This window comes from Streptomyces sp. NPDC057438 (assembly GCF_042802995.1).
GTDB lineage: Bacteria > Actinomycetota > Actinomycetes > Streptomycetales > Streptomycetaceae > Streptomyces.
This window is the reverse complement of sequence record NZ_JBHVDD010000030.1, coordinates 1-11,550: the sequence shown is the minus strand read 5'-3', so window position 1 is coordinate 11,550 and position 11,550 is coordinate 1. Positions and strand designations below refer to the sequence as shown.

Here is an 11,550-nt window from a genome sequence, read left to right as displayed (position 1 = left end):
CTCCCGAGGATCACTCATGAAGCACCAGGCGTCGCAGAAGCGGCACACGGTCGTCGACAGTCCCTACGGCCCCCTCACCCTCGTCGCCGACGACGGCGTGCTGTGCGGGCTCTACATGGCCGAGCAGCGGCACCGCCCGCCGGAGGAGAACTTCGGCGCACGTGACGACACGCTCTTCGCCGGGCCCGAGGAGCAGCTGAAGGCCTACTTCGCGGGCGAGCTGCGGGAGTTCAGCCTCGAACTCCGACTGCACGGCACCCCGTTCCAGCGACTGGTCTGGGAACAGCTCGCGGGGATCCCGTTCGGCGAGACCCGCTCGTACGGCGATCTCGCCGACGCCCTCGGCAGCCCCAAGGCGTCCCGCGCGGTCGGCCTGGCCAACGGCCGCAACCCCGTCAGCATCATCGTTCCCTGCCATCGCGTGGTCGGCTCCGACGGCAGCCTCACCGGCTACGGCGGCGGCGTGGAGCGCAAGCGCCGCCTGCTGGACTTCGAGCGGGGAGCGGCCCTCTTCTAGCCCGCGGGGCGCGGGGCGCGGCAGTCAGGGGAGCGCGGATCACGGCAGCAGCCGGCGCTCCTTCGCCACGGCCACCGCGCCCGCCCGCGTCTCCACGCCCAGCTTGGCGTAGATGCGGCCGAGGTGGGTCTTGACCGTGGCCTCGCTGATGAAGAGGGCCCGCGCGATCTCCCGGTTGCCGAGCCCGCGGGCCAGCTGGCCCAGGATCTCGTGCTCACGCTCGGACAACGCCGGCCGGGGGCTGCGCAGTTGGGCCATCAGCCGGTCGGCGACCGGAGCCGACAGCGCGGTGCGGCCGGAGGCGGCGTCGCGGATCGCCGCGAACAGTTCCTCGGGCCGCTCGGCCTTGAGGAGATAGCCGGTGGCTCCCGCCTCGATCGCGCGGCTGATGTCGGCGTCGGTGTCGAACATGGTCAGCACGAGCACACGGGGCACCGGCGCGGCGGGGCCCTCCGCTCCGGCCGGGCGCGCCGTCAGCCGCCGGGTGGCCGTCACCCCGTCCACACCGTCGCCGAGCTGCAGGTCCATCAGGACCACGTCGGGGTGCAGGCGGGCGGCCAGGGCGAGCGCCTCCTCGCCGGTGCCCGCCTCACCGACCACCTCGATGCCGTCGGCAACGGACAGCAGCGCACGCAGCCCGGCGCGTACGACGGCGTGGTCGTCGCACAGCAGGAGCCGCACCGGAGGCCGGGCGACGACCGGGGATCCAGGCGGCCGTCCGGGCGGCCGTGCGGGCACCGGTCCGCTCATCGCACGCCCCCCTCGGCGGTGCCGAGAGCGATCGGCGTACGGGGGACGGCCGCCGACACCACCGTGCCCTCGCCCGGCGTGGACTCCACGGTGAGCGTGCCGCCCGACTGCCGTGCCCGGATGCGCATGGCCGGCAGCCCGTGACCACGCTCCCGCCCGGCCGTCTCCGCGGCCCCGCCCGCCTCGGCGGTCGCCCGGCGGTCCAGGTCGAAGCCCCGCCCGTTGTCGGCGATGTCCAGCGAGACGAGGTCGTCGAGGCAGGTCAGGGTCAGTGCGGCCCGGGTCGCGGCGGCGTGTTCGCGTACGTTGGCCAGGGCTCCCTGGGCGATGCGCAGCAGGGCCGCCTCGGCACGCTCGGGCAGCGCGCCGGGGCTGCCGTCGAGACGGAACTCCACCGTCAGGCCCGGCCCGCTCTCCCGCTCGGCGAGGGCGCCGAGCGCGGCGGGCAGCGAGCGCTCCACGAGATCGGCCGGAGCCAGGTCGTGCACGAAGCGGCGTGCCTCGGCCAGGCTGCGGGAGGTGATCTCGGCCGCCCTCCCGATGTGGGCACGCGCCGCGTCCGGGTCCGTGACCCAGACGCGTTCGGCGGCCTGGAGCAGCATCCGCTGGCTGGACAGCCCCTGGGCGAGGGTGTCGTGGATCTCCGTGGCCAGCCGCTGCCGCTCCGCCAGGACGCCCGCCCGGCGTTCCGTCGCCGCGAGATCCCGGCGGGTGCGGACCAGGTCGCCGATGAGGACGCGCTGCCGGGCCGCCTGGCGCCGCAGATGGACGAAGACGGCGGTGGCGACGGCCGCGACGGCCGGCGGCGCGGCGACCATGTTGGGGTTGATGGTGCCCTGGGACACCCGTATCTCGGCGGCGACGACGAGCGTGGTCACCAGGACCGCCAGCGGCACGGCCATCCGCGGCGGCAGCGTGTGGAACCCGGCGAACAGCAGCGGCATGGCACACCACGTGGCACTGGGCGCGAGCGCGAGCAGGACGACCCAGACCGCCGTCACCGACCCCAGCCAGGTCAGATGCCGGGTGGACGGACGGCTGCCGGGCGGCGGCGCGGGCGCCAGCAGCTGCCCGAGCGCGTAGAGCAGCCCGAACACCGCGAACAGCGCCACCACCCAGCCGGCACGGGCGTCGCCCTGATGACGTGTCAGGAACCGGGCGAACGAGGAGCACAGCAACAGGAAGAACGCGGCGTGCACGACGGCGGCCAGCCAGCGGCCGTCCGGGTCCGGGTGTTCGTGTTCCGGCCAACTCATCGCCCCACCGCCTCTCTTGTCGTGCTCCTCGGGTACTTCACAGCGCGCCCTCCCGTGTCTAACGTGGCTCGCTTCCGGCCGCATCATCCGATCGGCTGATACGAGGATCGCCCGATCCGCCCGCGGACCGGAGCCGGTCGACCGAACCGGACACCCCGCCGCCGCCCCGAGGCTGACAGCACGGCCCGAGCCACTCGGGACGCCATCCGCAAGCCCTCAGGGAAGGAAGCCCCGTGCCACCGACCGAGAAGAACCTGACCGCCAACCGGGCCGCCCTCGGCCACCGCGTCTCCTACGCCCTGCGCCACCCCGACCGGGTGCCGCGCCACCTGGCCCGGGTGGCCCGCGACATGTGGCTGCGCCACCGCCACCCGGACCACATCGACTACTACCGCGCGGTGATGCGCTCCGACACCCGCGCCGACCCGGACGCGGCGGTCGGCAGCCGCAGCCGGGAGAGATGGCTGGCCCTGGGCGCGATGCAGTTCGACTACCTGCTCGGCCACGGTCTGCGCCCCGAGCACCGCATGCTGGAGATCGGCTGCGGCAACCTGCGGGGCGGCTGGAGGTTCATCCGGCACCTGGAACCCGGGCACTACTACGGCCTCGACATCTCGCCCGACATCCTCGCCGCAGCCCAGGACACGATCGTCGAGATGGGGCTGCAGTCACGCCTCCCCACCCTCACCCCCGTACGCGACCTGACCCTGAAGTTCCTGCCCGACGCCCACTTCGACGTCGTGCACGCGCACAGCGTGTTCTCGCACTCGCCGCTCCACGTCATCGAGGAGTGCCTGTCCCATGTCGGCCGGGTACTGACCCCGCGGGGCTGGTTCGACTTCACCTTCGACCGCACCGAGGGCACGGAGCACCATGTCCTGCGGGAGGACTTCTACTACCGCACCGAGACGCTCGTCGCCCTGGCGGAGAAGCACGGACTGCGGGCCCGCTTCATGGACGACTGGGAGAAACTGCCGCACGGCCAGTCCAAGCTCCGCGTCACCCACCCCGCCGCGTCCGGGGACTCCGAGGTGTCCTGACACCCCGGGGTCCTGCCGCCCGGTCAGCCGCTCGCGGCCCCGATCCCCCGCAACAGCTCCGGCAGCGCGGTCCCGATCGGCTCCCGCACGACCTCGTCGGCCCGCTCGTCGTACGGGGTCGGATCGGCGTTGACGATGATCAGCCGTGCCCCGTGGTCGGCGGCGACGCCGGCGAGCCCGGCGGCCGGCTGGACCTGGAGGCTGGTGCCGACGGCGATGAAGACCTGGCTGGCCTTGGTGATCGAGACCGCCTCGCCGAGCACCACCGGGTCGAGGCGTTCGCCGAACATGACGGTGGCCGACTTCAGGACGCCCCCGCACTCCAGGCACGGCGGATCGTCCTCGCCGGCCTCGACCCGGGCGAGGGCGTCCTCCATCGGCGTACGGGCACGGCACGCGACGCACACCACGGACCGTGCGCTGCCGTGCAGTTCGAGGACCTTGCGGGCGGGCATCCCGGCGAGCTGGTGCAGCCCGTCCACGTTCTGCGTGATCACCCGCACCGGCACCCCGGACCGCTCCAGTTCGGCCACCGCCCGGTGTGCCACGTTCGGCTCCGCCTGCAGCGTCCGGTTCTGCCGCCGCATCCGCCACGCACGCCGGCGGATCTCCGGATCGCCCATGTAGTACGCGTACGTCACCAGCTTCTCGGCCTCCGGGTCCCGCCGCCACAGCCCGTTCGGGCCCCGGTAGTCGGGGATGCCGGAGTCGGTGCTGATGCCGGCGCCGCTGAGGATGGCGACCAGGGGCTTGTCCATGGGGCGAGGGTAGGCCGGGTGCGCGGCCGGGGCGAACGGATAACCGGGGCCGCGGCGCGGGCGGGGTCAGGGAGCCGGCAGTCCGTAGGTGCGGTCGTAGTGCTGGGCGACCAGGACGCCGCTGTGGTCGCAGGCGAGCTGCCAGTCGTTGACGCCGGTCTCCACGCCGTCGGTGAAGTTCCACAGGAGCCGGCCCTCGGCGGCGCCGATGGCGTAGATGCCGTCCCGGTTCTGGTAGGCCGGGACGTAGACGGCGTCGGGGCCCGCGGTGACCGGCTGGTCGATGTTGAGGCGGGGCGTGGGGCAGAACCAACGGCGGGCGCCGGTACCGGCGTTGAAGGCGTACACCCCGGCCGGGTCGGTGCCGGTGACGTAGATCGTGTTGCCGTAGCCGCCGAGGGAGGCGAACGTGCCGCGCTCGGGCTTCACCCGCCAGCGGACCTTGCCGGTGGCGAGGTTCAGCGCCTCCAGGTGCCGGCTGATGGCGAACACGGTGCGGTCGAGGACGGCGATTCCGGGCCGCAGGTCGTAGCCGACGGGGTGGCGCCACAGGACGCCGGAGCTCTCCGTGCTCCGGGCCGTGACATTGCGCAGGCCGTCGGCGTAGACGAAGTACCCGGGCAGGATGACGGGCGTCAGCCGGATTCCTACGTCCTCCGGGCTGATGGGGATGACCTCCGCGCGGCGGCCCCCGAGATCGACGCCGAACACCGTGTCCGTGGACGTCGCGACGCCCTGCCGTGCGGACTTCCGTCTGAGGAGGACACCGATGACGGACACCCACCGGTCGGCGGTGGCGCCGAGCAGCGTGTCGAAACGGAAGTCCGGCCCGAAGTCGATGGTGAAACGTTCCGTCCCGTCGGCCGGGTCCACGCCGATCACCGTCGCCCCCTCACCGAGAGCGATCGCGGAGTCGAAGGACAGCACGGTGGGGGTCGGCGACTGGCTGATGCCCTCGTAGACCCACTTGGGCCGGGTGCCGTCCTTGAGGTCGAGGCAGACCAGGTCACCCGGGCGGGTCTTCACCAGGGCCGTGCCCTCGTGGAAGACGGCGGGCGCCTGGAGCATCGGTCCGCCCCGGTAGGTCCACAGCGGCTTCGGGGCCGGGCCCGCGGGCTTCGTGGAACGCGCGGCCGACTTGTCCGGCCGGCCGAGGACCAGGGCGGCACCGACGGCCGCGGCGGTGGCGGATCCGGCCGACACGCTCAGGACCGTACGCCGGGACGGGCCGGGCCGCGACACCGCGCGGCGGTGCCCGCCGGAGGCACGGTACGCCTCCGGCCCTCCGGGAGGGGAGTGCGGCTCCGCGTGCGTGCGGGCCTCGGCCCCCGACCGTGGGGTGCTGCCGCCGGGCGAGGGCTCCCGCACGGGCCCGCCCGGCCGTCCTGAGCCGTCGTACGGGCGGGCCGGGGCCGGTCCCGACGGGCTCCCCGCGTCACCGGCCTGCTCGTCCCGCTCGAAGTCGTACGCGGCCCGGCTCAGCCGCGCGGCGTATCCGTCCGGCTCGGGGCCGCTTCCGGCGGAGGGGAGCACGACGTCGGTGTACGGGGTGGTGTCCAGGGTCCGCACCGCCGCAGCGCGCAGCGCGATCGAGGAGGTCACCGAGGCGGGCAGCCAGCCGTCCTCGGCCAACTGCTCCACACCTCCGGGCGCGCAGGCCGCAGCCAGCTTGTCCGGAGTGATCCGCAGCCGGGGGTCCTTGGTGAGACAGAGGTTGATGATCCTGTCCAGGGGCTCGGGCACCCCCGTCAGATCGGGGGCGGTGTGCACGACCTGGTAGAGGAGCGTGGCCGCCGCGGTGCCGCTGAACGGCGCGTGCCCGGCCGCGGCGAACGTGAGCACCGAGCCCAGGGAGAAGACGTCTCCCTCGGGTCCCAGCGGCTCGCCGGTCGCCTGCTCGGGGCACATGTACTCGAAGGACCCGAAGAGGGCGCCGGAGCGGGTCAGGTCGTAGCCGTCGCTGGCCCGGACGATGCCGAAGTCGATGACGCGCGGACCGTCGGCGGCGAGCAGCACGTTGGACGGTTTCAGGTCGCGGTGCACCAGACCGGCGGCCTGCACCGAGATCAGCGCCTCGGCGATGCCGGCGCCCAGCACGAGCACCGACTCCACCGGGAGCGGCCCGTGCGCGGCGACCGCCTCGGCCAGGGTGGGACCGGCGATGTAGTCCGTGGCCAGCCACGGCACGGCCCCGTCCGGGTCGGCGTCCACGACGGGCGCGGTGTATCGGCCGCCGACCGCTCCGGCGGCCTCCACCTCCCGGCGGAAGCGGACACGGAAGTTCTTGTCCCCCATCAGCTCGGGACGGATGGCCTTGACCGCGACGGTCCGCCCCTCGGGGGACCGCGCCAGATAGACCCGTCCCATCCCTCCCGCGCCGAGCCGTGCCACGAGACGGTACGGACCTAGCTCCTCGGGATCGTCTGAGCCCAGTGGTTCCATGACCTCAGCTGCCTGTTCGGTGAGGACGGGCGACAATCGGCCCGCGGGTGGGGGAGGACCGACTGGTCCGGGCGGCTCCCGGTGACCGTTCCCCCAGGTGCTCCGGATCTCCCGGAGCCACGGCCCGCGCCCGGGCCGCCGGTCACGGGTGTCCCGAGTACTGCCCCGGTTCCTGAGCGGAACACGGGGCGCGATCGCTCGGACGGGGTTGACGTCAGCCTAGATGCTGTAGTGACGAACGGGCAGCGTTTTCAGCCAGAGCTTCAAACTTCTATTAAGTGTCCGTTTCACTCTTCTCACGTTCCGTACAAGGGCAGTTGACCTGCAGTCAGGTGACTCCTGTCAACGGCCGGGCGACACCGCCGTGGCCGATCTGCGACGGTTCAGCCGACCCGGCCGCCGTTCTCCAGCTCGACCGTGCCCGACCCGTCCGCGAGCGCGTCGAGGGCCGCGAGGACCCGCGTGCCGAGCGCCCCCGGGAGGTACGCGGTGAGTTCGGCGCGCGGGACGAGCCGCCACGACACCAGCTCCTCCTCCTGCAGACGGATCCGCTTCAGATCCTCCTCGCCGAGCACCCCGCCGTCGTACACGTACGCCACCAGCGGCGGCCGCCCCACCCCGTGCACCCAGTCCACGGCGAGCAGCCGCCCCGGCTCGACGTCCAGCCCGATCTCCTCCAGGGTCTCGCGCCGCGCGCCCTGCCTCGGGGTCTCCCCCTCGTCCGACTCGACCGTCCCGCCGGGAAGCGCCCATCCCTCGCGGTAGTTGGGCTCGACCAGGAGGACCCGCCCCTCGGCGTCCCGGAAGACGGCGGCGGCGCCGGCCAGGACACGGGGCAGGCTCGCGATGTACGCGGCGTAGTCCGGAGTGCTCATCCAGGCAGGGTAGACGGACCCGGAGGGGCGGGACATCGGCGCTCGGGGGCGGCAGGCCCGCGCTCAGGGGCCGGCGGACCGGGCCAACCGCACCGTGCGCTCCGCGAGTTCACCGATGCGCACCCCGTCGAAGCCGAACACGGCGCTGCGCACGGTGTCCTCCAGCGGGTCCTTCCACCGGTCCGGGATCGCCGCCGCCCCGCACAGCACGCCCGCCACCGAACCGGCGGTGGCCCCGTTCGAGTCGGTGTCCAGTCCGCCGCGGACGGTCAGCGTGATCGTCCGGGTGAAGTCGCCCCCGCCGTACAGCAGCCCGGCGGTCAGCACCGCCACGTTCGGCACGACGTGGATCCAGCCGAGCCCCGCCGTCTCCTCGCCCACCGTCGACAGTGTGTCCTCCCAGCCCAGCCCGGCGTCGTACAGGGCGACGACCCGGCGCACGGTCCGGGCGAGGCGGCTGCCCGCCGGGACCACCGCCAGCGCCTCTTCCACGGCCGCCCGCACATCCGGCGCCGCGAACGCCGCCGCGATCAGTGCCGCCGCCCACATGGCGCCGTACACCCCGTTGCCGGTGTGCGAGAGCACCGCGTCGCGCCGTGCCAGCGAGGCCGCGCGCCGGGGCAGACCGGGGCACGTCCAGCCGTGCACGTCGGCGCGGATGAGGGCGCCGATCCACTCCTGGTACGGGTTGTCGTACGTCGCGGTCAGCGGCGGCCGCAGCCCCCGGGCGAGGTTGCGGTAGGCCGCCCGCTCCGCCGTGAACGTCTGCAGATACGGCAGCCGCAGCAGCCACAGGTCCCCGACCTGCTCGGTGCTGAAGCCGAAGCCGTGCGTCTCCAGCAGGTGCAGCCCGAGGATCGCGTAGTCGACGTCGTCGTCCCGGCAGCTGCCGTGGATCCGGCCCCGTACGCAGTCGCGCCACTCCGGCCGCAGCGCGCGCCGGTCACGCTCGGTGGCCGGTTCCGGGAGGTAGTCGGTGAGCGGGAGGGCGCCGGCCTCGCACAGATAGCGGTCGATGCGCTCCCGCGTCCACAGGTCCCCCTGCTCGACCGGCTTCCCCAGCATGTTCCCCGCGATCCGGCCCAGCCAGCCCCCGAGGACACGGTCGCCGAGTTCGGCCCCCACCGGGGGTGTGCGGGTCGCGGGGCTCGTGGGCGTCATGTTCCAGGTCTACCCGCTCGCGGCCTCGTCGGCGCGCAGGACGGTGTTCGGTGGGCGGGACGGGGCATGACGTACGGGGGCCGGGACGGTTAGGGTCGCAGCGGCGCGACTGCCTTGACGTGCGCAAGGCCCGATGAGCGAGGGGAACGCAAGGTGGCGAACGCCGCAGCGGACGGGATCGGTACGTCCATCGACACGGAAGCCGACACGGACGCGGACACGGCAGTCCCGCGGGTGCTGATCGCCGCGGACAAGTTCAAGGGCACGCTGACGGCCGTCCAGGTCGCCGAGCGGGTCACGGCGGGCCTGCGCCGGGTCCTGCCCCATCTGGCGGTGGAGGCCCTGCCGGTCGCCGACGGCGGTGACGGCACGGTGGCCGCGGCGGTGGCGGCCGGCTTCGCACAGCGCGAGGTACGGGTCACCGGCCCGCTCGGTGAGCCCGTCACCGCCGCGTACGCGCTGCGCGGCGACACGGCCGTCGTCGAGATGGCGGAGGCGAGCGGGCTGCAGCGGCTGCCCGCCGGGACGTTCGCGCCGCTCACCGCCACCACGTACGGCTCCGGCGAACTGCTGCGCGCGGCGCTCGACGCGGGCGCCCGGACGATCGTGTTCGGCGTGGGCGGCAGCGCGACGACGGACGGCGGCGCGGGGATGCTCGCCGCGCTCGGGGCGCGCTTCCTGGACGCGTCGGGGGAGCCCGTCGGGCCCGGGGGCGGTGGTCTGCGCGACCTGGCTACGGCTGACCTGTCGGGCCTCGACGAGCGGCTCACGGCGGTCGACCTCGTCCTCGCCAGCGACGTCGACAACCCGCTGACGGGGCCGAAGGGCGCACCCGCCGTGTACGGGCCGCAGAAGGGCGCTAGCCCCGAGGACGTCGCGGCGCTCGACGCGAACCTCGCCCACTACGCGGCCGTCCTGGAGCGGACACTCGGCGGGCGGGCCGCCGAACACGCCCTGGCGCCCGGCGCGGGCGCTGCCGGCGGCATCGGCTACGGCGCCCTCGTCCTCGGCGCCCGCTTCCGCCCCGGCATCGAGGTCATGCTCGACGTCCTCGGCTTCGCGGCGGCGCTGGAGAAGGCGACCCTGGTGATCACCGGCGAGGGCTCCCTCGACGAACAGACCCTGCACGGCAAGGCCCCGGCGGGCGTCGCGGCGGCCGCCCGGGCCGCCGGCAAGGAGGTCGTGGCGGTCTGTGGCCGCCTGGCCCTCCCGCAGGACGCCCTCGACCGCGCGGGCATCCGCCGGGCGTATCCGCTCACGGAGGTGGAGCCGGACGTGGCGCGCTGCCTGGCGGACCCGGGGCCGATCCTGGAGCGGGTGGCCGAGCGGATCGGCCGGGACTTCCTCGCCTGACGGCTACGGCAGGGCGATCAGGTTGCCGTCCAGTTCCCTGAAGTACCTGCCGCTGTCGTGGCCCTCCACCTTGCCGTGCCGGAACCAGAGTTTCGAGAAGTGGTGGATGGTCTGGGAGGTGGTCTCCCAGACCAGGGAATGGCCGGATCCCTCGAAGCAGAACATCAGCTTCTTCTCGCCCTCGATGGCCGAGTAGAGATCCGGGACGGAGAAGTACAGGTCGTCGGGCATCGGGTTCGGGCTGTTGGCCGTCCGGTCCAGTTCCCCGTAGAGGATGAGCACGGGAACCCGGTCGCCGAGCACGTACCTGCCCTGGTGCTTGTGCGGCGCGGTCTTGCTGTTCCAGCCCCACCAGTAGGTGTTCCGGTACCGCAGGACCCCCGCGTGTTCGCCGTTCGTGAGGGGTCCCCACTTACTGGCGACGGGGTCGTCCTCCATGCAGGCGGCCCAGGCCAGCTCGTCGATGCCGGGCTCCCACAGGGAGGCGGGGCCGGTCAGCGCCCTCTGGAATCCGGTCTTGCTGGTGACGTGCATCGGGAAGCCGAACTGGTCGGCCGGCTGACCGACGGGCAGTGACGTGACCCCCGGGGGGCGTCCGAAGATGTCATCGGCGTCGCCGGACCACCGCCCCCGCGGCGGGAACATCGGAGCGAGCAGGAACAGGCTCTCGACCTCCTCGGGGTGCAGGAGGGTGTAGGGGCCCATGACGAACGAGGCCGCGGACCAGCCCACGAAGCGGATCTTCTTGCCGGGACCCACCTGCGACTGGATGAACCGCACCACCGTCGCCAGCTCCGCCGCGTCACTTTCCGCGTTGCCCAGCTCGGACTTGTACGTCGGCTCGCCGGGCGCCGGGATGGTGTGGTCGACGAGGACCGGCTGCTGCTGAGCCGGGTTGGTGTTGTACGGATCGTCCATCTGCCCCGGACGGGGTGACCGGCCGGAGCCCTGGAGGTCCATGAGGAAGACGTCGAAACCGGCCGCCGCCAGCTCCTGTGCCCAGCTGTAACGGTTGGCGTCGCCGCCGGGCACCGGCGCCAGGTCGAAGCCCGCCAGCTCCGGCACGCTTCTGCCGTGCAGCATCAGCACCGGTTTGCGGTCGTGCGCGTGTCCGTTGCCGGGGGTGCCGTCGTACTCCCGGACGGGCAACTCGATGGTCCTGCCGTGGGTCGCCGGCATCGTGGACCTGTGCGTGACCTTGTGCTCGTCGTATCTGGTCATGACCATCTCCTGACGGTCCGTGGGACAAATAGGGAGGAAGTGCCCCCTTTTCCACCGTCCCCCTCTTCCTCACCCCCAGCAACTCGACCCCCACGCCATGTAGTTGACCCGTCAAGGGCACACCGCGGAGGCCCTTGAACCAGAAACGGGTGTGGCCCGAGCCATGAAGGCTCGGGC

Annotated in this window: 10 protein-coding genes; 3 read left to right on the top strand and 7 right to left on the bottom strand. The window is 73.3% G+C overall.

The features are described from left to right. Nucleotides 1-16 precede the first annotated feature (16 nt). On the top strand, nt 17-517 hold the full coding sequence (locus tag ACFU5F_RS18555; RefSeq protein WP_383888103.1) for a methylated-DNA--[protein]-cysteine S-methyltransferase: 501 nt from the start codon (nt 17-19) through the stop codon (nt 515-517). A gap of 39 nt (nt 518-556) precedes the next feature. On the opposite strand, the gene ACFU5F_RS18550 is transcribed toward ACFU5F_RS18555, so the two are convergent. Further along, nucleotides 557-1,267: a response regulator gene (locus tag ACFU5F_RS18550; protein WP_383888101.1), complete on the bottom strand. Its 711-nt coding sequence runs from the start codon at nt 1,265-1,267 to the stop codon at nt 557-559. Continuing rightward, nucleotides 1,264-2,523, bottom strand: a complete 1,260-nt coding sequence (locus tag ACFU5F_RS18545) for a sensor histidine kinase (RefSeq protein WP_383888099.1) — start codon at nt 2,521-2,523, stop codon at nt 1,264-1,266. The genes ACFU5F_RS18550 and ACFU5F_RS18545 overlap by 4 nt, the downstream gene beginning before the upstream one ends. Nucleotides 2,524-2,756: 233 nt before the next feature. On the opposite strand from ACFU5F_RS18545, the gene ACFU5F_RS18540 reads away from it, so the two are divergent. Then, nucleotides 2,757-3,563 (top strand): class I SAM-dependent methyltransferase, encoded by an 807-nt coding sequence (locus tag ACFU5F_RS18540; protein WP_383888097.1) that lies wholly within the window; start codon nt 2,757-2,759, stop codon nt 3,561-3,563. Between the two features lie 23 nt (nt 3,564-3,586). On the opposite strand, the gene ACFU5F_RS18535 is transcribed toward ACFU5F_RS18540, so the two are convergent. The 4 genes from ACFU5F_RS18535 to ACFU5F_RS18520 all read right to left on the bottom strand — a co-directional run bounded on the left by ACFU5F_RS18535 (nt 3,587) and on the right by ACFU5F_RS18520 (nt 8,799). After that, nucleotides 3,587-4,321, bottom strand: coding sequence for an NAD-dependent deacetylase (locus ACFU5F_RS18535; RefSeq protein WP_383888095.1), 735 nt, complete (start codon nt 4,319-4,321; stop codon nt 3,587-3,589). Nucleotides 4,322-4,387: 66 nt separating this feature from the next. Then, nucleotides 4,388-6,763, bottom strand: coding sequence for a protein kinase (locus ACFU5F_RS18530; RefSeq protein ID WP_383888093.1), 2,376 nt, complete (start codon nt 6,761-6,763; stop codon nt 4,388-4,390). 383 nt (nt 6,764-7,146) lie between these two features. Further along, nucleotides 7,147-7,638, bottom strand: a complete 492-nt coding sequence (locus ACFU5F_RS18525; protein WP_383888091.1) for an NUDIX domain-containing protein — start codon at nt 7,636-7,638, stop codon at nt 7,147-7,149. A gap of 63 nt (nt 7,639-7,701) precedes the next feature. Next, nucleotides 7,702-8,799: an ADP-ribosylglycohydrolase family protein gene (locus ACFU5F_RS18520; protein WP_383888089.1), complete on the bottom strand. Its 1,098-nt coding sequence runs from the start codon at nt 8,797-8,799 to the stop codon at nt 7,702-7,704. Nucleotides 8,800-8,988: 189 nt separating this feature from the next. Here ACFU5F_RS18520 and ACFU5F_RS18515 point away from each other — a divergent pair, with 189 nt between their 5' ends. Continuing rightward, nucleotides 8,989-10,152, top strand: a complete 1,164-nt coding sequence (locus ACFU5F_RS18515; RefSeq protein WP_383888260.1) for a glycerate kinase — start codon at nt 8,989-8,991, stop codon at nt 10,150-10,152. 3 nt (nt 10,153-10,155) lie between these two features. Here the strand turns inward: ACFU5F_RS18515 and ACFU5F_RS18510 are convergent, their stop codons facing one another. After that, nucleotides 10,156-11,373: an alpha/beta fold hydrolase gene (locus tag ACFU5F_RS18510; protein ID WP_383888087.1), complete on the bottom strand. Its 1,218-nt coding sequence runs from the start codon at nt 11,371-11,373 to the stop codon at nt 10,156-10,158. Nucleotides 11,374-11,550 lie beyond the last annotated feature (177 nt).

Bases quoted from the DNA above. Each gene is read 5' to 3' on its own strand.
- ACFU5F_RS18545 (WP_383888099.1), bottom strand. From the start codon at position 2,523: ATGAGTTGGCCGGAACACGAACACCCGGACCCGGACGGCCGCTGGCTG.
- ACFU5F_RS18530 (WP_383888093.1), bottom strand. From the start codon at position 6,763: ATGGAACCACTGGGCTCAGACGATCCCGAGGAGCTAGGTCCGTACCGT.
- ACFU5F_RS18510 (WP_383888087.1), bottom strand. From the start codon at position 11,373: ATGACCAGATACGACGAGCACAAGGTCACGCACAGGTCCACGATGCCG.
- ACFU5F_RS18535 (WP_383888095.1), bottom strand. From the start codon at position 4,321: ATGGACAAGCCCCTGGTCGCCATCCTCAGCGGCGCCGGCATCAGCACC.
- ACFU5F_RS18550 (WP_383888101.1), bottom strand. From the start codon at position 1,267: ATGAGCGGACCGGTGCCCGCACGGCCGCCCGGACGGCCGCCTGGATCC.
- ACFU5F_RS18520 (WP_383888089.1), bottom strand. From the start codon at position 8,799: ATGACGCCCACGAGCCCCGCGACCCGCACACCCCCGGTGGGGGCCGAA.
- ACFU5F_RS18555 (WP_383888103.1), top strand. From the start codon at position 17: ATGAAGCACCAGGCGTCGCAGAAGCGGCACACGGTCGTCGACAGTCCC.
- ACFU5F_RS18525 (WP_383888091.1), bottom strand. From the start codon at position 7,638: ATGAGCACTCCGGACTACGCCGCGTACATCGCGAGCCTGCCCCGTGTC.